The 20099-nt window shown below is 40.8% G+C and carries 22 protein-coding genes and 1 pseudogene; 13 read left to right on the top strand and 10 right to left on the bottom strand.

Annotated elements, in window-relative coordinates:
* Window positions 1-14 precede the first annotated feature (14 nt).
* The 5 genes from atpG (at window position 15) to FTU37_RS08010 (ending at window position 3940) form a co-directional block, all read left to right on the top strand.
* On the top strand, window positions 15-884 hold the full coding sequence (gene atpG, locus FTU37_RS08030; RefSeq protein WP_078191474.1) for a F0F1 ATP synthase subunit gamma: 870 nt from the start codon (window positions 15-17) through the stop codon (window positions 882-884).
* Between the two features lie 29 nt (window positions 885-913).
* The gene (gene atpD / locus FTU37_RS08025; RefSeq protein WP_078191473.1) at window positions 914-2308 is read left to right on the top strand and encodes a F0F1 ATP synthase subunit beta; all 1395 of its coding nucleotides are present in this window, start codon (window positions 914-916) and stop codon (window positions 2306-2308) included.
* Between the two features lie 26 nt (window positions 2309-2334).
* Complete coding sequence (locus FTU37_RS08020) at window positions 2335-2754, top strand: F0F1 ATP synthase subunit epsilon (RefSeq protein ID WP_078191472.1); 420 nt, start codon at window positions 2335-2337, stop codon at window positions 2752-2754.
* A 183-nt stretch (window positions 2755-2937) separates the two neighbouring features.
* Window positions 2938-3417, top strand: a complete 480-nt coding sequence (locus tag FTU37_RS08015) for a hypothetical protein (RefSeq protein ID WP_180124143.1) — start codon at window positions 2938-2940, stop codon at window positions 3415-3417.
* 217 nt (window positions 3418-3634) lie between these two features.
* Complete coding sequence (locus FTU37_RS08010; RefSeq protein WP_180124142.1) at window positions 3635-3940, top strand: hypothetical protein; 306 nt, start codon at window positions 3635-3637, stop codon at window positions 3938-3940.
* 6 nt (window positions 3941-3946) lie between these two features.
* On the opposite strand, the gene FTU37_RS08005 is transcribed toward FTU37_RS08010, so the two are convergent.
* Window positions 3947-4390 carry an AAA family ATPase gene (locus FTU37_RS08005; RefSeq protein WP_180124141.1) on the bottom strand — a complete coding sequence of 148 codons (444 nt, stop codon included), beginning with the start codon at window positions 4388-4390 and terminating at the stop codon, window positions 3947-3949.
* Between the two features lie 105 nt (window positions 4391-4495).
* Here FTU37_RS08005 and FTU37_RS08000 point away from each other — a divergent pair, with 105 nt between their 5' ends.
* Window positions 4496-4963, top strand: a complete 468-nt coding sequence (locus tag FTU37_RS08000) for a hypothetical protein (RefSeq protein WP_180124140.1) — start codon at window positions 4496-4498, stop codon at window positions 4961-4963.
* Between the two features lie 7 nt (window positions 4964-4970).
* On the opposite strand, the gene FTU37_RS07995 is transcribed toward FTU37_RS08000, so the two are convergent.
* The 5 genes and pseudogenes from FTU37_RS07995 to FTU37_RS07975 form a co-directional block, all read right to left on the bottom strand.
* Window positions 4971-5984 (bottom strand): pirin family protein, encoded by a 1014-nt coding sequence (locus tag FTU37_RS07995; protein ID WP_180124139.1) that lies wholly within the window; start codon window positions 5982-5984, stop codon window positions 4971-4973.
* A 158-nt stretch (window positions 5985-6142) separates the two neighbouring features.
* Window positions 6143-6766, bottom strand: coding sequence for a hypothetical protein (locus FTU37_RS07990; protein ID WP_180005336.1), 624 nt, complete (start codon window positions 6764-6766; stop codon window positions 6143-6145).
* 144 nt (window positions 6767-6910) lie between these two features.
* Window positions 6911-7289, bottom strand: a pseudogene (locus FTU37_RS16840) (RcnB family protein).
* Between the two features lie 247 nt (window positions 7290-7536).
* Window positions 7537-8082 (bottom strand): glutathione peroxidase, encoded by a 546-nt coding sequence (locus FTU37_RS07980; RefSeq protein ID WP_180124138.1) that lies wholly within the window; start codon window positions 8080-8082, stop codon window positions 7537-7539.
* A 144-nt stretch (window positions 8083-8226) separates the two neighbouring features.
* Window positions 8227-8985 carry a helix-turn-helix transcriptional regulator gene (locus tag FTU37_RS07975; protein ID WP_180022165.1) on the bottom strand — a complete coding sequence of 253 codons (759 nt, stop codon included), beginning with the start codon at window positions 8983-8985 and terminating at the stop codon, window positions 8227-8229.
* 122 nt (window positions 8986-9107) lie between these two features.
* Here FTU37_RS07975 and FTU37_RS07970 point away from each other — a divergent pair, with 122 nt between their 5' ends.
* On the top strand, window positions 9108-9989 hold the full coding sequence (locus FTU37_RS07970; protein ID WP_180079238.1) for a DMT family transporter: 882 nt from the start codon (window positions 9108-9110) through the stop codon (window positions 9987-9989).
* 438 nt (window positions 9990-10427) lie between these two features.
* On the opposite strand, the gene FTU37_RS07965 is transcribed toward FTU37_RS07970, so the two are convergent.
* From FTU37_RS07965 to FTU37_RS07955, 3 genes are all read right to left on the bottom strand, one after another.
* The gene (locus FTU37_RS07965; RefSeq protein WP_180063288.1) at window positions 10428-10997 is read right to left on the bottom strand and encodes an L-threonylcarbamoyladenylate synthase; all 570 of its coding nucleotides are present in this window, start codon (window positions 10995-10997) and stop codon (window positions 10428-10430) included.
* 31 nt (window positions 10998-11028) lie between these two features.
* Window positions 11029-12210 carry a DNA-processing protein DprA gene (dprA, locus tag FTU37_RS07960; RefSeq protein ID WP_180124137.1) on the bottom strand — a complete coding sequence of 394 codons (1182 nt, stop codon included), beginning with the start codon at window positions 12208-12210 and terminating at the stop codon, window positions 11029-11031.
* Between the two features lie 110 nt (window positions 12211-12320).
* Window positions 12321-13475, bottom strand: coding sequence for a LysM peptidoglycan-binding domain-containing protein (locus FTU37_RS07955; RefSeq protein ID WP_180124136.1), 1155 nt, complete (start codon window positions 13473-13475; stop codon window positions 12321-12323).
* Between the two features lie 119 nt (window positions 13476-13594).
* Here FTU37_RS07955 and def point away from each other — a divergent pair, with 119 nt between their 5' ends.
* The 3 genes from def to FTU37_RS07940 all read left to right on the top strand — a co-directional run bounded on the left by def (window position 13595) and on the right by FTU37_RS07940 (window position 16796).
* Window positions 13595-14125, top strand: a complete 531-nt coding sequence (gene def / locus FTU37_RS07950; RefSeq protein ID WP_078191459.1) for a peptide deformylase — start codon at window positions 13595-13597, stop codon at window positions 14123-14125.
* Window positions 14126-14206: 81 nt separating this feature from the next.
* A complete protein-coding gene (locus tag FTU37_RS07945; protein WP_180005330.1) occupies window positions 14207-14635 on the top strand; it encodes a DUF2946 family protein in 429 nt (142 codons plus the stop codon).
* A gap of 73 nt (window positions 14636-14708) precedes the next feature.
* Complete coding sequence (locus tag FTU37_RS07940; protein ID WP_180124135.1) at window positions 14709-16796, top strand: TonB-dependent copper receptor; 2088 nt, start codon at window positions 14709-14711, stop codon at window positions 16794-16796.
* Window positions 16797-16843: 47 nt separating this feature from the next.
* On the opposite strand, the gene FTU37_RS07935 is transcribed toward FTU37_RS07940, so the two are convergent.
* A complete protein-coding gene (locus FTU37_RS07935; RefSeq protein ID WP_180124134.1) occupies window positions 16844-18049 on the bottom strand; it encodes an oxygenase MpaB family protein in 1206 nt (401 codons plus the stop codon).
* A 95-nt stretch (window positions 18050-18144) separates the two neighbouring features.
* On the opposite strand from FTU37_RS07935, the gene FTU37_RS07930 reads away from it, so the two are divergent.
* The 3 genes from FTU37_RS07930 (at window position 18145) to FTU37_RS07920 (ending at window position 20006) form a co-directional block, all read left to right on the top strand.
* Window positions 18145-18738 (top strand): TetR/AcrR family transcriptional regulator, encoded by a 594-nt coding sequence (locus tag FTU37_RS07930; RefSeq protein ID WP_180124133.1) that lies wholly within the window; start codon window positions 18145-18147, stop codon window positions 18736-18738.
* Between the two features lie 114 nt (window positions 18739-18852).
* A complete protein-coding gene (locus tag FTU37_RS07925) occupies window positions 18853-19494 on the top strand; it encodes an ABC transporter ATP-binding protein (RefSeq protein ID WP_180124132.1) in 642 nt (213 codons plus the stop codon).
* Window positions 19491-20006, top strand: coding sequence for a hypothetical protein (locus tag FTU37_RS07920; protein WP_180124131.1), 516 nt, complete (start codon window positions 19491-19493; stop codon window positions 20004-20006). Before FTU37_RS07925 ends, FTU37_RS07920 begins: the two co-directional genes overlap by 4 nt.
* Window positions 20007-20099 lie beyond the last annotated feature (93 nt).

The raw sequence follows: 20099 nt of genomic DNA, 5'->3' as shown, positions 1-20099 counted from the left end.
ACTAGGTTAAGCGTATGGCAAATTTAAAAGAAATTCGCGCCAAAGTAGCTAGTATCAAAAGCACGCAGAAAATTACTCGCGCGATGCAGATGGTAGCAGCTTCTAAGATGCGTCGTGCGCAAGAGCGCATGGCTCAAGGCCGTCCGTATGCCGAAAATATGCACCGTGTAATTGCTCATTTGGTACAAGCGAACCCTGAATACAAACACCGTTATATGGTTGAACGTCCTGTAAAGCGCGTTGGCTATATCATTGTTTCTTCAGATCGTGGCCTTGCTGGTGGTTTGAACATTAACTTGTTCAAAAAAGTGGTAAAACACGTGCAACAGCAACAAGAGCAGTCAATTGAAGTTCAATTTGCTTTAATTGGTCAAAAAGCGGTTTCGTTTTTTAAAAACTACGGCGGTAAAGTTCTTGGTGCAACTACAAACGTAGGTGATGCTCCGAGTCTTGAACAGTTAACTGGTTCTGTACAGGTGATGTTAGACGCGTTTGATAAAGGCGAGTTAGATCGTATTTATCTGGTGTCAAACGGCTTTGTCAACGCCATGACTCAAAACCAAAAAATCGAACAGCTTGTTCCTTTAGCAGCTGCTGAGGAAAGCGAAGGTCTAAACCGTCAATACGGTTGGGACTATATCTATGAACCAGAAGCTGAAGAGCTTTTAAATGGTTTATTGGTTCGTTACATTGAGTCTATGGTTTATCAAGGTGTGATTGAAAACATCGCATGTGAACAGTCTGCTCGTATGGTTGCAATGAAAGCTGCAACTGATAACGCGGGTGAATTGATCAAGAGCCTACAACTTATTTATAACAAGCTGCGTCAAGCCGCGATTACTCAGGAAATCTCTGAGATCGTTGGTGGTGCCGCTGCCGTTTAACATTATTAGTTTGAATTGAGGAGACAGCAATGAGTAGCGGTCGTATCATTCAGATCATCGGCGCGGTTATCGACGTCGAGTTTGAACGTAACAGCGTTCCTAAGATCTATGACGCTCTCCATGTTGATGGTACTGAAACTACATTAGAAGTTCAGCAGCAACTTGGTGATGGCGTAGTTCGTACTATTGCAATGGGTTCTACTGAAGGCCTTAAGCGTGGTCTTACTGTAACTAACACTGGCGCGCCTATCTCTGTACCTGTAGGTACTGCATGTTTAGGTCGTATCATGGACGTTCTTGGTCGCCCTATCGACGAAGCTGGTCCTGTTGGTACTGAAGCTCGTTTACCAATTCACCGTCAAGCGCCTTCTTATGCAGAACAAGCGGCTTCTACTGACCTTTTAGAAACTGGTATTAAAGTAATTGACTTACTTTGCCCGTTCGCTAAAGGTGGTAAAGTTGGTCTGTTCGGTGGTGCCGGTGTTGGTAAAACTGTAAACATGATGGAGTTGATCAACAACATCGCGAAAGCTCACTCAGGTTTATCTGTGTTTGCTGGTGTTGGTGAACGTACTCGTGAAGGTAACGACTTCTATCACGAAATGAAAGACTCTAACGTTCTAGACAAAGTAGCAATGGTCTACGGTCAGATGAATGAGCCACCAGGTAACCGTTTACGCGTAGCGTTGACTGGTTTGACTATGGCTGAGTACTTCCGTGACGAAAAAGACGAAAACGGTAAAGGCCGTGACGTTCTATTGTTCGTCGACAACATCTATCGTTATACACTAGCGGGTACTGAAGTATCAGCACTTCTAGGTCGTATGCCATCTGCAGTAGGTTACCAACCGACTCTTGCAGAAGAGATGGGTGTTCTTCAAGAACGTATTACGTCTACTAAGTCTGGTTCTATTACGTCAATCCAAGCGGTATACGTACCTGCCGATGACTTAACAGATCCATCGCCTGCTACTACCTTCGCTCACTTGGACGCGACTGTTGTATTGAGCCGTGACATCGCATCTTCTGGTATTTACCCAGCGATCGATCCACTTGACTCTACTTCACGTCAGTTAGATCCACTTGTAGTGGGTACTGAGCATTACGAAATCGCTCGTTCAGTTCAAAACGTTCTTCAACGTTACAAAGAATTGAAAGACATTATCGCAATTCTTGGTATGGACGAATTGGCAGAAGAAGACAAACTTACTGTATACCGTGCACGTAAGATCCAACGTTTCTTCTCTCAACCGTTCCACGTAGCTGAAGTGTTTACTGGTGCTCCTGGTAAACTTGTACCGCTTAAAGAAACAATTCGTGGCTTTAAAGGTCTTCTAGCTGGTGAATACGACCACATTCCAGAACAAGCGTTCTACATGGTTGGTGGTATTGACGAAGTTATTGCTAAAGCTGAGAAACTTTAATTAGTTACCTAATTTAGGAGATTCTCATGTCAACTATGCAATGTGACGTTGTAAGTGTTAAAGAGTCTTTGTACTCTGGCACTGTAACTATGCTAATTGCTAAAGGTGCTGGTGGTGAGTTGGGTATTATGCCTGGCCATGCGCCACTAGTAACTTTGCTCAAGCCGGGCGCAATCCGCGTTCTGCTTGAAAATGGTACAGAAGAATTAATCTATGTATCAGGTGGTGTACTAGAAGTTCAACCGCACGTTGTTACTGTACTTGCAGATACTGCAGTACGTGCTGACAACCTTGATGAAGCAGCAATTATTGAAGCTCGTAAACAAGCTGAACAATTGTTAGCAAATCAAAAGAGCGACTTGGACTCAGCTGCTGCTTTGGCTGCTCTTGCAGAAACTGCTGCTCAGTTGGAAACCATCCGCAAAATCAAAAACCGCGCTCAATAAGACGCTGTTCGAGATTGAAAGAGCCACCCGAAAGGGTGGTTTTTTTATGTTCAAATATACAACTTAAATCGAGATGGATATAATATTTAGCAAATAAATCTTGATATAAAAAATAAAATGAAACTCAACATTAAAACAACCAATGAAGATTTTTATGTATTTCAGGTGCTAAATGAAAATCTGATGAATCCTGTTGTATATGACAAATTCGAAGTTAAGTTTCTCAGATTAGTGTTTAAATTTTTTATACTATTAATTGTCGGTCTCTTTATTTTTATTTTCTTCAAAAATGATTCTTCACTTTTGAATTACTTGATTGTTTTAGTCGCTCTTTTATTAGGATTATTGCCCAAAGTAAACTCTCTTTTTCAAAATATGTTTAAGATACGATATATCGATCATATGGCTGAAAATTCGAAAATTTTCATTGGGGATAAAGAAATTGAGATTACAGAGAAAAATCTTATCGAAAGTACTGAGTATTACACTCAAATTTTTTCATGGAGTTTGGTATCAAATATTGAGAAAACGCAAACTCATTTAATTGTTTTCTTCGGTATGTGTATAGGGATTATTTTGCCCTTACACCAAATTAATAATGACGTAGAAAAGATAATACAACAATATTGCCCAAATATTGAGTTCAAAGAACATAACTGGTAAGTAAATTTCATTTGATTGTCTTTGATGAATTTGAAGTGATTTATTTGTAATGAATAATTGAGAAATTTCTATTCTCCATAATATTCACATCAAATCTCTTATCAAAATTTTCCCCTAATTTTTTCAGCTCAGGCTTTATATCTATCACCTAAAGTTGAATATATTTTATTCAATATTATCTTTATAGTGATTAAATTCAATCAGCTAGTATTGCACCATGAACCTTATTACCTATGAGCCGCATTTTTGGGAACTTTATCAAGACTTTGATCAATATTACTTGAGCATTGCGGTTGATCTCAGTTCTGTAGTGTCATGTTGGGATGTTGAACTCACTCATGAAGAAGTCCTGCAATATGAACACCGTGGGCGCGTGAGTATTCAAGAACTGGCAAAATCGATGGTTGCTGCTGCTTATAAAGGTGATTTTGCTTCATTAGAAAGTCGTTTAGTGAAACCATATGAACGTCAGGCCATGCAATCGGCTTTTAAAAAATGGCAAGATAGCCAAAAAGCAGGTTAATGGTCCTTATTCATGAATGGGTAAAATTGAAAACTCGCCGTGACTGATAATTTTAATTTTAAAAATGTGATCAAAGCCTTCATCTTGTGACGGGATTTGAAGCTTTCGATAGGTCGTACGCACGCCAACTTCTGGAATATGGGCTTTGCCTTCACGAAAACTGTTACGCTTTAAGGTACTGTCCAAATCGGTTTCAAAATAATAAGCAATCACTTCAAAACCTGCATCAACTGCGCGTTGGATATAGCGAGCACGAGCCTCCCGATCTGGGTTGGTATTATCAATCACCATTTTGGTTTTGGATGCCAAACCAGCTTCAAAGATCATATTTTCCCGATGTCGGGTTTTCAACATATCCAAATTAATGCGTAAATGGCTATGATATAAATTCAACATGTAAAAGGTTGATTTGCCAGAGGCTTGAACGCCTGTAAAAATAATCAGCTGCATGGTGTCTGCAATGAAAGCATGGAATGAATAATAGAGTATTAAATCAGCAACGCAGTTTTGCTACAATCGCTGCAAAATAAATAAGAACAAGTTACAAAGGTCTGTATGCTCAAATTTTTTACCAGTTTATCGCTGTGTCTTTGTTGTAGTTTACTCCTAGCATGTCAAAGCCAATACGTCACGACACCCAATCTTCCGACTGAAGCTGCACTTGTCGCTGAATCGTTTGATAATGGCATCAGTACGGAGCTTGAGATCCCATATTTGACCGCCTTTCGAAATCTGCGCCAAGCCTATAATCACTGTGTTGCGTTTACCGCGAACAATCGCTACGTCTATACTGATAATCGTTTAGAAGAGCATTTGGAGCAGGGGACATTGATGGCACGGACTGAACATGGTGCGTATTTGCATAAAATGTTGGTCGAAAGTTTAGATCCACAGACGACACGTATTACCTTATTTTTACCGAAGCAATATACCTTTGCCCAAGCACGCTTTAAACAAGATGTTCAACGCGCACTTGGACAAGATAAAAACTGTAATACCTATGAATTTGCTCAATCCAACTAATTGAACTTTAAGACGCTTGTGAGTTTTCCTGTTCTGGGTGCTCTACACGTTTACCGCCGTCATAACTGGCGAATCGAGCTTGATCACGTTTGAAGACCGGTGCTGGCGTCGGCCAAGGCCAATCTCCAAAATGGGTTTCACGATAGCGTTTAAAAGCCGCATCGAGTTCTTCAGTGGTATTGAGCACAAATGGACCGCGCATCGCCACGGGTTCATTAATCGGTTCACCTTCTAACCAAAGAATCCGGGCTTCTAATCCACCTGCTTTGAGATGGACGTCGGCATCTGATTGGAGTTCAACCAAATGCTTCATCTGAATGGTTTGACCTTCTATTTCTAATGTATTGCCCTGATAAAAATAAGCAAAACGGTTTGAGCTACTTGTTGTTGCGGGAATCACCAATTCTGCACCTGCTTTCATGGTGATTAAATAAATATTGACCTTATTTTCTGCGGCAGCCGCCCATGAGTGTGGCGGTCGGGAAATGGCATCGGTGGATTTGAACTGCCCCGAAATCACGCGGATATCCGATTTTTTTCCTTCATTATCACTTTCAAAGACATGAGGAATTTCTTCACGCCAAAACATTTTATAGTCGGCATCATGGGTTTTCTGTTCAGCCGATGAATTAAACCAAATTTGGAAAAGTTCAAAAGGATTGGCTTTATCTTCATGCAGTAGGGGGAACATTTCACAGTGTTCGACCCCATTGCCTGTGGACAGCCATTGCACATCGCCAGCAGCATAGCGTCCGCCATTGCCTAATGAGTCAAAGTGATCGACATAGCCTTGTTCGACCAAGGTAATGGTTTCAAAGCCAGTGTGTGGATGTTCTGGAAAACCTGGAACCACATCGTCATAGTACATATTGAATTCATCTTTCTCGGCGGCTGTTTTTGGCCCCATGTCTGCATTCGCAGCAGGAAAATGATCAACATGATGAGCAGTAAATAAGAAAGGATCTTTTAAATCTAAACGAAAGGTAATGGGTGTAATGTTATAAATCACAGAGTTTGACATAACTGTTCCATCATTGGCTTTGTTATTAAGCATTAATCTAAAAGGAAAAACACTCGTGTTCTATAGCGGAACTGTAAGAAAAAAAGCGTTAGCTCAAGGTCTAACGCTTTTTTGATTTAAAACAGGTGGAATGCAATGGAAATGCTAGATTTCGCTATTTATTCAGTTTCAGTGGGTGCAGTAGATGAGCTTTTTCCAGCTTGATCTTGGATCAACATACCTGCCAATTTCAGCATTTCAGCTTGAATATTGCCCATTTGATTTTGAATTTTCTGAAAATCAACTTTGCTTAAATCGACTTGTCCATTGAGAAAAGGTGAGGCCAACACTTGCTGATTCGCTGCCTGTAAATTGCTGCGAATATCATTAATCTCAGTGCTTTTTAGATTTAAATCATTCAAAGCTTGATTAAAACCTTTGAGCTGCTGTTGCAGCTGGGTTGCAGCTTTTTGTAATTGGAGATGATCTTGGTTGCTGACTGCGGCTTCTAAATCGACCTGCGTTTGTTTGAGTTGTTCAACATAATTGCCGGCTTTAAGTTGCATATCCGCCACATCGCGAACGATATAAAACATATTGCCGCTTTTTAATTGGCTTTGATCGGTTGCCTGACTTTGTGTCGCAGATTGATCTTCGTTTGTTGATGTTGTTGCAGGGCGATCATTTTCTGCTGCGATTTCTTGTTCCTGTTGCGGTGCTGTGGCAGGTTCACAGCCAATCAGCACCAAAACACCACTAAAAATGGCAAAAGGGAGAAGGGCATTCTGCACTAGCTTTTTCATTCAATCATCACTATGTGTTAAGTCTATGCTTTGAATATAGGGGCAGAATGTGGATTAAAAATAGATTGTTGCAAAGCAATAACAAAATAATCGCTTGAACAAAAAAAAAGAGGGCATTTGCCCTCTTTTGATGTTTTGGTGGGTTTAACCCGCAATGATTTTGATAATGGCGTGGCTGACGGCATTCATTAAAATGTAGTCGCCATTCACTTTAATCCATTGTTGGTTTTTGCCTGGTTTAGATAATTTTTTGTATTTAATGTGGTCTACTTTGTAGCTATGACCACGGTATTCAGAAGGTACTTTTTGTCCAGAACGCCAATCATGTGAAGGATTTACAGCTTTTTTCTTGTTCTGACTTTGGTTTTTTACCGGTGTGTTTTTGTTTAGTGTGTTATTGAGCTATCGTATTTTGGTTATGCGCAGGTGCATATTGTTGGCTATTTTGCGGTGCAGCCATTGCTGGAGCAGCAACAAGTGCTGTCGAAATAGATAAAACGATAGCTTTCATTAATGTATTCATAAGTTCACCTGTTTACTGCTGGATGTGAATTGATAAGACTCATCATAATGAGTATTTACAGGGAAGCTTTGAACAATGTGTATGTGAAATATTAAAACAATGGATAAAATGTGTAAATTATCAATATATGATAATTTAAAATGATCAATCTCAGTTAAAATCATAATAATCTTAACTGAGATATTGAGATATTGAGATATTGAGATATTGAGATATTGAGATATTGAGATATTGAGATATTGTCGAATTATTTGGCTAACTCAGCGTTGATGGCATCGACAATACGTGCATCATCTGCCTTGATATCAGGCGCAAATCGAGCCACAACTTCGCCTTGTTTATTCACGAGGAATTTTTCAAAATTCCATAAAACTTCAGGCTTAGGATTTGGAGTTAAACCGTATTCAACTAAATCATCCCACCATGGGCCTTCACCAATGCGTTCAGGGATGGCTTGGGTTAAGGTTTGATAAAGTGGGTGTTTATCCGCGCCTGCCACAGAAATTTTTGCAAAAAGTGGGAAATCAACCTTGTAGTTGATTGAGCAAAATTCTTGAATTTCAGCTTCAGAACCAGGTTCTTGTTCTAAAAAGTTATTGGCAGGAAAACCTAAGACTTCAAAACCTTGTGATTTCTTCTCTGTATAGAGTTTTTTTAGGCCTTCATATTGCGGTGTTAGCCCACATTTAGAGGCCACATTGACCAATAATAAAACCTTGCCTTGGTATTGATTGAGTGTGGTGTCATCACCTTGGATGGTTTTTACCGGGATATCGTAAACTGAAGCTGACATATTCGTTCCTAATTGAAGTTGTGCCTTTCATCCTTGTTTTAAAGGGAAATCTGGTGAACAGCAAGCTTTTATCGATAGGCTTTTCGCATAATTTTTGTAGTAGTTTGCAGAATTCGAGCTGAGGCTTGCTTGAGTGCTTGGCATTTAACTAGTGGCACGGTGTTGGTTTGGGGTTTTTCCTGTATAGCGTTTAAAAAACTCAATAAAGCTTGAGCTGTGTTGATAGCCCAATTCATAGCTGAGAGCTTTAATAGACTGACCAGCACGGAGTTGTTGAATGGCATAAATAATTTTTGCACGGTTTCGCCATTCAGAAAGGCTCATTTGCAGTTCGTTCTGACTCAGCCGCAGTAACTGACGCCCACTCAAACCGACATTGGATAAGCATCGTTGTAGGCTCAAACTAAAATGATCTACATCTGCAAGCTGCGCCAAGATCGGCTTTAACACCGCATCATGGCTTTGCGGTAAATAATGTTGATGTTTGGGTGCAGTTTTTAACTGGTCGAATAAGACCTGTAGTAGGTGTCGATAGGGTGGTGTGGTATGTTGCTCTGTAGGAAAGGCCAAAATTTCTTGTACCAACAAACGAAAGAAAGGCTGGATGCTAAATACTTCCGTCTGCTTGGGGAAATTTATGCAGAGATCAGGTGCCAGTCGGATTGCCACATAATGAATAGGTTGCTCATCAATCGCGACTGAGCAATGTTCTGTATGTGGGGGAATCCACACCCCATAACTGGCAGGTGAGAGATGGTGTTGCCCTTGTATCTCATATTCGAAAATACCATCGAGACAAAAATTAAAATCACCCCAAAGACAACTGTGCGGATAGACCGTATCTAATGTGGTGTAGTGCGCTTCAAAAAGCTCGATTTGTTGTTCAATCGGTGCTGATGTCATATATGCCTAGGTGTCGATGTCTGAACTACAATATAAATGTCTGAAATCATGTATTTCAATTAAAACAGACATCACTCAAAATACCTAGACCAATCTTTGCACGATATATTGAGGAGTCAGACATGTTGCTTCAAGCGCGTTGGGCGAAATTTGCAATTTGTTTGCCTCTGATCGCAGTATTTATATGGTCGTTAAATATTACCGTCACCCGCTATGTAACTGATTATATTTCACCAGTCAGTATCAGTTTTTATCGATGGTTTATTGCATTTTTGATCCTAACCCCCTTTATGCTCAAAACCGTTTGGCAGCAAAGACAGCTTATCGGGCAGCATTGGCAGCAATTGGCTGTGCTGAGTGCTTTTGGCATGGTGTTATATCAAGGCTTGGGCTATACCGCTGCGCATTATACGACGGCGACCAATATGGGCATCATCAATGCCTTTATCCCTGTTTTTACGATTGCCGTTGCATTTTTCATACTGAAAGATGTGCCTAATCGCTATGCCATCTTGGGCTGTGCGATTTCATTTACGGGGCTATTGTTTGTCATTGCGCAAGGAGATTTCAGTCAATTACTGAATATGGGCGGACATTTCGGCGATATCCTCATGATCTTCGCAGTGTTTTTCTATGCCTTTTATGGGGTGTTTTTAAAAAAATGGCAATTGAAACTTCCGCTACTGTTGAGTTTATATGTACAAATTTTCTTTGCCGTTTTATATCACTTGCCATTCGTGTTGTATTTAGGCATTGACGCGATTAATCCTGCGAATGCGCCAAGTGTATTTTATGCGGCAATTTTTCCATCATTGATTGCACCGTTGGTATGGATGTTGGCTGTGCAACATCTCGGGCCGAATCGCACCAGTATTTTTATGAATTTAATGCCGGTATTTACCGCGATCATTGCTTATTTCTGGTTGGCTGAGCAGTGGATGATTTATCATACTGTTGGCACAGTGATGGCGATTACTGGGGTGATCTTGGCGCAGCGTAAGTAAATCTAGTAAAAAAGTTGAAAATTTACGAGAAGTGCTGATTAAAAAACAAGCAAACAAACTTATTTTTTATAGAGCAAATCTTTTGAAAATGGATTTTTGAGTGTAAAACTGAATTAAAAAAACAAATTATCGTCTTAAAAATCAATCAAAAATAGATACATATTTTGACTAAGTAGTTATAAAATCAGAAATAAAGTGCTTATCAGTAGTTTTATTTATATAAAAAATATATTTGTTAAATTTAAAAAAATATTACATAATACTTTCATCGTAAATGAGGAAGTAATTCTTAATAATTACTTGATATTTACCCAGAGATTGCAAGACCCTCTGGATGTGATTTTATACACATCCTTTTTTATGCTCAGCCATCCCTATATGGCTGAGCTTTTTTTTGTTTGTATTTTCTAAAAGGCAGGTATAGACAGGCATCCGAGCTTATGCGCGGATGATTTCACCTGTTTCAGCATCAATAATTTTGCTTGGTTCTTGGCTTAGGCCGAGATCACCATTTAAGTAATTTAGTTCATTGGCAAAATACTGATTGGCTTCTTGTAAGGACCGTGCAGGGGTTAATCCTGCAGGATTGGCACTAGTAGACACAATAAAGCCATTAAAAGCTTGGCATAAAGCCACACATAAAGAGTGAGTAGTCACACGGACTGCGACTTTTGGATGATTGCCTTTAATCCATGTTGGAATATGGTCGCCAGCCGGTAATAACCATGTAGTTGCACGTTCATTGGGTTTACGGTTGGTCCATGTCGCAATGACCTGCTGACGCATATCTTCTGTTAAGCCTTGGAGCAGGTGTTCAACTTGAGCGACATTGGCCGCCAATAAAATCACACCTTTTTCAATGGGACGTTGTTTTAAGTGCAAAATTTCGAGAAAGGCTTGCTCATTGTAGGGATCACAGCCCAATCCCCAAACAGCCTCTGTAGGATATGCGAGAACCTGACCTTTTTTAAGACAGGAAGCTGCTTCTGCAACAGAGGTGGTAATCATTTCTATAGACCTTATCTGATTCGACAAAGGACTATTGTGAACCTAATTTACCCATTCGACAACGTAAGTAGTGTCCGGCTTGTTGTGTGGCATAGCCCATTAACTCTAATTCCATCAGTTGACTGGTCAATGTCGCGGTATCAATTTTGAGTTGAATGGACAATTGATCAAGGCTTTGGCCGACCCAATCAAGCTGCCGATACAGCGCAATTAAATGTTCTGGGATAGGTTCGGGTGGAGGGGTGTCCGGTGTTGCTGTTTTGGGTGTCGCTATTTCGGTGTTTGTTAAGGTTTCGGCAGCCTGCGATTGCCATTGTGTAGCCAATGCCAAGTCTTCAATGACCTGTTGTGGATGATCAATCAAAATTGCACCTTCGCGTATGAGTTGATGGCAACCTTGATGTGACTCACTATAAATATGGCCTGGGATGGCAAAAATAGATTTGCCTTGTTCGGCAGCGCGTTGAGCTGTGATAAGTGAACCACTTTTTAATGCCGCCTCCGCCACGATGACACCAAGGCTGAGCCCACTGACGATACGATTTCGATGTGGAAAATGGTGTTGCAGGGGTGGAGTGTGTGGAAGAAACTCACTGATTACGGTCCCACCATGTTGGATGATCTCTTGTCTTAAACGCTGATGTGCGGTCGGATAAGTTTGATCTAAACCTGTACCCATCACGGCAATGGTTCTGTGGTGTTGTATGGCAGCGCGATGTGCCGCTTCATCAATTCCTTGTGCTAAACCGCTATTAATATAGAACCCTTGCTCACTCAGATAATAAGCAAAATCATAGGCAATTTGTCGACCTTGGGGACTGGGTTTGCGGCTACCAACAATCGCAATTTGGGGTTGCATCAAGGCTTGGGTATTACCTTGCCCAAATAGAATCGGCGGCTTGTCGCTATAAGGTAAAAGCTGTTGTGGATAGTTTAGGTCTTCAGGAATCAGTACAAAGTCACTGTATTGTTCAATATCCTTGAGACATTTTTCAAAGCTAAGCTGTCCACTTGGGCTGTGAAATTCCTCAAAGCGCTTTAAATGATTTTTATGCAGTCCTAATTTTTGCCATGTGGTGATTTGATTAGGCTTAAGGGCGTAGTGTAGGGCAGGATAGTGCTGCTGAATTTTATAGAAACTACGAAGTGAGTGTTGCACCACAAACCACAGGCGAATGTAATCTAAATGCAAGTCAGTCAATGAGTTGAGCATAATGAGACCTTTGAATATGTCTTCTTTTTATGGGTTAAAATTATTAGTGATATCGTTGTTGGATAATAAAAAATGAGGCTGAATACAGCCTCATTTTTATGGATTTGGTCTTAGTCATCCATCAGTGGTGGCTGAATCGTTGCACCCACTTTGATTGGTAATTCGCTCTCAAGTACATAAGCATAGCTTAAGTTATCAAACGTTTTGAATACCATGATGTTGCCAATACGTTGTCCTGGAAGTTGAACACGTTCTTTGGTTTTCGGATCAGTCACGATTTCACCTTTTTGGTTCACGCTAAAGACTTGACCAGATTGAACGCCTTGCAAGCTACCACGGTCGATCGTCACAACACTGTGAACCGCTGCAGTACCAATCGAGCCCATGACACGAACAATACTACCGCCAGCAGTGACATTTTCAGCATTGGTTGGATAGAACAGTGTTGGCAGCATTGGGTCATATTCAGGAAGAACACGATCGCCACGACGAACTTCGGCATTATAAGTATCGGTCAGTTCTAAAGTGGTAATGTCATTTTCACCACGAACGGCAACACCTGAAGCGACTTGAGTCAGTTCTAAACCTGCGTTGTATTTTTTGCCGTTTGCATCGGTAAAGATGTACGGTTCGCCTTCACGGTAAACAGCATATCGTTGACCGACTTGCATGCCTTGGCCGCGTGCATAAACTGTTTGGCCTTTGGCTGCCAATACACGTTGATCAGCTGTACCTAAAATGTAAGGTGTGCCTTCAACAGAATCAGCGGCAACAATCATGCTGCGCTCAAGCCATTGCTTAATATATTCCAATGGAATAACCGGAATCGCACTGTTGAGGGATTCAACACGAACTTGTGGTTGAAGTTTAGTGCCACCGGTATAGCGACGAATAATGCCTTCACAGCCATCACCTTCATCCTTACCGATGATTGGGCGGCCATTGTAAGTACACATTAATAGGCGGTCACCTGGGAAAATCCAGTGCGGATTTTTCACGTGTTTATTGCTCGCCCAGATTTCAGGCCAGCGCACAGGATTTTTTAAGAAACGCTTGGAAATATCCCATAACGTATCACCTTTTTTCACCACATAAACTTGAGGCGCACCTGCCTTCAATGATGGTGGATTGATGTTACGAGCAGGGGCAGCTTCTGCAACACTGACCATTCCCATCCCCACACTTACACAGACTGTAAGTGCCAATAATTGTTTTTTAAACCCCAAGGCACTAAAAGTTGGCATGCCCTTCAAAACCTTTTTCATTATCATAATTCCTAAAATTATGTATGCAACTGCGTTATAATAACGATATTACACACAATTTTTTGATGAAGCATTCCTTCATTTTGTTTTTTGATCAATGGCATAAGTGAGGACGTCGTATGGCCTTATTACCTATTTTAAGTTTCCCCGATCCCCGTCTTCGTACCATTGCAAAACCAGTCGAAGAAGTTACTGATGAAATTCGTCAGTTAGCAGCCGACATGTTTGAAACTATGTATGAAGCACCGGGAATTGGCCTGGCAGCAACACAGGTAGATCACCATATTCAGCTGATAGTCATGGATTTATCTGAAGAAAAAGATCAACCCATGGTGTTTATTAACCCCAAAATTACGCCATTGACGCAAGAGACGCAGCCCTATGAAGAAGGCTGTTTATCAGTGCCTCAAATATACGATAAAGTTGAGCGCCCGTCACGTGTAAAAATTCAGGCAATTAACCTTGAAGGTCAATCATTTGAAGTGGAAGCGGACGGACTTCTCGCAGTTTGTATCCAACATGAAATGGATCACTTAAATGGTAAGTTGTTCGTCGACTATCTTTCACCTTTGAAACGTCAACGTGCACGTGACAAAGTGGAAAAATTGGTTCGCCAACGCCAAAAAGATAAAGTCGCAGTTAAACGTTAATTGATCGCGGTTAAAAAATACCTAAGACAAGCCCAATTTTGATTGGGCTTTGTTATACTTGGGGCAGACAAATGTTAGGGTTTGCCTGTATTGTTTCGTAGTGGAGTGCTGCTGTCCTTTGCAGCCGTTTTTTTGCAGATTGCTGTTTTTTTACAGCCATTGTTGCCCAAGCAATATCAAGTTGCTCCGGTCTGCGAAACCATTACGCGTGCACTTTTACTTCCCAATGTTCATGCTGAACATACCGCACATTCACACCATTCATCTTCCGCTCACGCTGAGCAAGTTCAAGTCGATCATACTGGCCATGAACATGATGCCAGTCATCAATGTCAGTATTGTACAGTCTATGGCAATTTGGTTTTGCCCCCTGAACTTGATGTAAAAGAAGTGCTTGATCGAATTCAAGTTCGTTTAATTGCTTTTCAAAAAGCTTTCAAGCATGTCTGGTTTGTTCTTCAACAACTCTTTTTACTTCCGCAAGGTCGAGCCCCACCACTCGCTGCATAAATCCGACGTTTTTTTTAACTTGGGTCGTTGAGGACTCAGGTACGCCTTTATTTATGTATTTTGTGAGATAAACATGGCTCAGCCTAAATTTTTTCTACAGCCTCTTGCGGCTGCAATTTGTGTTGCCTGCTATTCAACTTCTGTGATGGCTGACGAGATGTCCGTAGAGATGACGGAAACCAATGCGGTACAGACTTTGGCACCGATTGTGGTGACATCACATCAGGGGAATGATGCCAATGGCCTGATTGTTCGTGCCAATCCCAAACAGCCGATTCAACCGATACCTGCCAGTGATGGGGCCGATTATTTAAAAAGTATTGTAGGTTTTAGTGCTATTAAAAATGGGGGAACCAATGCAGATCCAACCTTCCGTGGCATGTTTGGTTCACGCATTAAAATTTTGACCGATGGCACAGAAAATCTAGGGGCGTGTCCGAGTCGTATGGATGCACCAACTTCTTATATTTCCCCTGAAAGTTATGATCGAATTTCAGTAATTAAAGGACCTCAAACGGTTCAATATGCCAATACAGGTTCTGCTGCAACAGTCTTGTTTGAACGTAAACCTGAACAGTTGGATGCTGATAAAAACTACCGTGGTCAAGCCAGTGTGATGATCGGTTCTTATGGTCGTTTAGATCATAATGTCGAAGCGGCCGTGGGGGATGAACATAAATATGTCCGTTTAAATGCTAGCCGGTCTGTTGCAGACAGCTACCAAGATGGAGATGGTAATACTGTGCCGTCAGACTGGGAGCGTTGGAATACAGATTTGGCACTCGGTTGGACGCCAAACGAAGATACATGGGTAGAACTTACTGGAGGTAAAGCCGATGGTGAGGCGGTATACGCAGGCCGTTCAATGGATGGTTCGCAATTTGCCCGTGAAAGCTTAGGCCTTCGTGTCGAGAAAAAGAATGTCACGGAGGTGATTAAAAAAATCGAAGCACAGGTCAACTATAGTTTTAATGATCATGTCATGGATAACTTCAGCTTACGTGAGTTTCAACCAAGTGGCATGATGAATATGCCAATGGCATCGAATGTTGCTCGCAGAACATTAAATGCACGTATGGCTGTGACACATGAATGGGATAAGATTGACTTTGTCACAGGCATTGACACACAGAACAATGAACATAGTATTCGCAAAGGGATGCGCAATAGCTATAAAGACAAAGCACGTGAAACAGATATGAAGTTTCAGTCCTATGGCGGTTTTGGAGAAGTCAGTTATCAATTGAGTGACAACAATAAATTGGTTTCAGGTCTTCGTCTTGATCAAGTGCAAGTGAAAGATGAGCGTGCCGCTTCGAAAGCGAGTGGCTATAACACGGAGCTGAATGAAACATTGCCAAGTGCTTTTATTCGTTTTGAAAATAAACACCCTGAACATGACAATGGTAAAACCTATATCGGTCTAGGCTATGTGGAACGCATGCCAGATTATTGGGAATTATTTAGCCCTAAACACGGTAATGCAGGCACAACAAACACCTTTAATGGCGTCGAGACTGAAAAAACCTTGCAGTTAGATGTGGGCTATCAACATGAACATGGCGCATTCAGTTCATGGGCGTCTGCCTATGCGGGACTGATTCAAGACTTTATTTTGATGAGTTATCACGATCATCCAAATACAGGTGAGCATGATCATGGTTCAACCTTTAGCGCGGGTGCGAAAAATGTCGATGCGACTATTGCGGGAGCTGAAGCGGGGATTGGCTATCAATTTAACGATCATATTCAAGCCGATGTCAGCGCAATGTATGCGTGGGGAAAAAACACCACAGATGGCAAGCCATTACCACAAATTTCACCTTTAGAAACACGTATCAACCTACGTTATATCCAAGATAATTATACTTTGGGAGCGTTTTGGCGTGTGGTTGATGGACAAAATCGTATCAGTGCGTACCAAGGCAATATCGTGGGTTATGACCTGAAAGAAAGTGCAGGTTTTGGCACACTGTCTTTAAATGGTACTTATCATATTAATGAGGGTGTAGATGTATCTATCGGTGTGGATAATCTCCTGAATAAAACCTATACCGAACATCTAAATAAACTAGGTGATGCAGGGACAGGTTTAGCGACCGATCAACAGTTTAATAATATCGGTCGCAATTATTGGGCACGTATTTCGATGAAATTCTAAATCTTGATATTTGTCATCTAAAAAGCAGAGCGATCGCTCTGCTTTTTTTATTGGTGCATACTCGCCAGTTGTTTGGCCTTACTTTGATACAGTGCTAAACCGAGTTTTTGAATCGCACGGCCTTTTTGCTGTAATTTTTGATTTAAACTCGGAACATGCTTAGCACCTGAATATAGGACGAGATTTCTAGCCAATAAATAATAGGCAAACCATGCGGCGGACTGGGGTTTGAGCCCTAATTTATGCATGCGTTTTTTGCCAATAAAAAATTTTATCAGCTCCAGATGTTGTCGATAAGCCAGTTTTTGCTGAAATGGTCGGAGGTATTTGTATTGTCGTTCAAAGGGTTCTTTAGAGAGACTGGCGCCGAGAGCCATGCTGCTTGCATCGGATTGGGGGTGTACAAATTGCATCCAATACAGCAGTTTCCAACCATCTGATTCTTTTTCAATTAACCATTTTTCATCAATACCCATTAACCAGCCCACATAACGCCAAAAATGTAAAAAGCTTTCAGTTTCTTGTTTTGATGGAAAAATTCCTAAAGCGCGAATGCCCAAAAGTACCACACTGCTAAAGGCAAGATTGGTCATCGCCAAGTCAAATTGATTCATCGGCGCCCCCCACGTTGCAAAATCCCAGTCTTTGCCTTTTTGGAGTTGATGCCGTACCAAAGCGTGAATAAAACGCACATAAATCGTCGATGTAAATCCCGCATGCAAACGTTCGAGTCCGCGTTCTTCAGTGATATCTACCCACCATTTGGTAGTTTCAGCCAGCCGTGTACCGGCTTGTTTATTTAAAGCACCGGTCAGCATGAGCGGCTGATTGAAACCGGGGAAAAGATAACCGACCATAAGTGAAAGATCGCGCAAAATAAAGCCATTATTAATCCCTAGCCGATGGGTGAACTCAAGGGCTTGCTGTATTTTTTCTGGCTCTAGCCAGGGCGGTATTTGTTCAACATGCTTAAAAAAATGTTCGAGTTCGGGAATAGAAAAGGGAAGTTGCTCTACGCCTTTAAATAAAGCGATTTCAAAATATTCACGATGCTGCTTAGGGTTCTGCATCATCCACGTGAGCACTTTTTCCATCTGTGGGTCACCACATTGCAAAGCTTTATTGAGGGCAAGATATTGAGCGTAATTCGGCTGTGCAGCCTGACCCGTCAAATGAGACAGCAGAAAACTCAGCAGATTAGATTGCTGCGTGGCCTGAAATGAAGTCAGTCGGGTATTGAAGTGAGTGGTCATGTTTTGATCTTCAATGTTATTGTTGCATACCACACTAATATGAATATTTATTCGCATTCAATTCGCATAACACTATCGCATTGGAGAGCAATAGAATGAGAAAAAGACCACAACAACAACGCGCGAAAATGATTGTGGAAAGCATTTTGCAAGCTGCGCAGTTGTGTATTGCAGAACAAGGCTTACTGGAGTTGACGACGCCCAAAATTGCGGAAAAATCTGGCGTGAGCGTTGGGTCGATTTATCAATATTTTGAAAATAAAGAACAAATCGTAGAAGAATTACTGCTCAGAAAATCAGAACAATTGGGGTTGGCACTAAAAAATATAGTCGTGGAGCAAGAACAGCACAGTATTTATGAGGTGATCCCACTTTGTATTCAGTTTGGCTTTGATATGTTGAAAGCTGATCGTGGCTTCTTCATTGAGATCTTAAAACATTGGCATCAATACAGTCATTCAGATGCCTCTCAGGTTTTGGAAAAGCATTTTTTTGAAGTTGGGATGTATTTATTTAATCGCTATTATTCACATTGGAACTTTGAAACGCTGAAACATCGCTCTTTTGTGATCATTAATAGTACCTTATTTACCATGATGCGCTATGTGAGCAATAATAGTTTTTTAATTACAGAACAGCAGCTTAAAGTGGAATTGTTGAAGATGATTTTGGCGTATTTAGATAGTTAATAACACTGAAAAAAATAAATTTGTCTATTAAAGAATCTATTTAATTCAGATCTAAGATATGTGAAGATAGATTAATAATAAATCAATAACTTAAGATAATAAATCAGGAACATCATGATGGTTTCTTTGAGTTTGCAGCAACTGTCCAAATCTTTTGCGGGAAAATGTATATTTTCAAATTTAAATTTAGAGTTAAGCGAATTCGGAATTGTCGCTGTTGTTGCTGAGAATGGAGTAGGGAAGTCCACCTTACTTGCGATGATTGCTGGGATGTTGGATTTTGATACAGGCAATATTTTGATTAATGATCAGCAATATGCCCCTCATAACAATGAATACAAGAAACTTGTGGCCTATGTGCCAGATAAAAGCCCTATTTATGATTTTTTACAAGGGCAGGAGTTTCTGAATTTAATGTGTGATATTCGAGGGATAGCGCATGAGCAGTATCAAATCTTCATTGAAAAATTTAAATTAGAAAACTATTTAGCCACGCCGTTTGCTGACATGTCTTTTGGTACAACCAAAAAGTTTTTATTGGTTGCAGCCTTAATGACTTCGGCACCTTTACTGATTTTAGATGAACCGAGCAATGGCTTAGATCAAAACGCCTTGGCTGAATTAACAAGCATACTTTTACAGCAGAGCCAATCAAAATTGATTCTATTGTCTTGCCATGATCCTGTATTTAGAGACAGTCTTGCAGCAAAAATCATCGAGCTAGATCGGCTAAAGTCCAATGAGCAGGCGGCATGAATAAACAAAGATATGTTGGGCAGCGAACAATCATAAAAACGGTTTTGAAATATCGATGGAGATTTTATGTCAAGACCACAGCAGACGCAGTTGCACGGCAAAAGCATTTACTTATTTTAGTCACATTAATTCTCGGGCCAATGCTATTCGGACTGCTCTTATCTTTAGTACAGCCCATTATTGATTTGGTTTATTGCAAATCATTAATCACGAATCTGTTTCTTTGGACTGGCTTTCTTGCCTTAAATGTCTTTTGGTGTGCGATACAACGTAAAGCTTTGAGCGGTGGAGAAGGGTATCGCTATCTAGCGCTATTGCCCATCACGCTCAAAAGTCGCTTTGCAGTGGAAATCAAATTTTTAGGCAGTTTAAGCTTTTTGCTGTTATTGCCATTTGTTTTAGCGCTTCTATATGTTTGGGTTGAGTATGAAATCTTAGCTTCCATTGGCATCAGTGTATTGATGCTACAGAGGTGGTCCCACTTGTTTGAACAACTAAAAGCGTATTTATAAGTGATATTCCGCTCTAGTTAAGCCACCTTGTTTTGTTGGGGTAGCTGATCATAGTAAAACTCATTTGGTGTCATTTTGTCTAGACTCGAATGA

This window comes from Acinetobacter sp. YH12097, assembly GCF_013419225.1.
Lineage (GTDB): Bacteria > Pseudomonadota > Gammaproteobacteria > Pseudomonadales > Moraxellaceae > Acinetobacter > Acinetobacter amyesii.
Note: the sequence above shows the minus strand (reverse complement) of the source record. Positions and strands in the feature narration are given on the sequence as shown.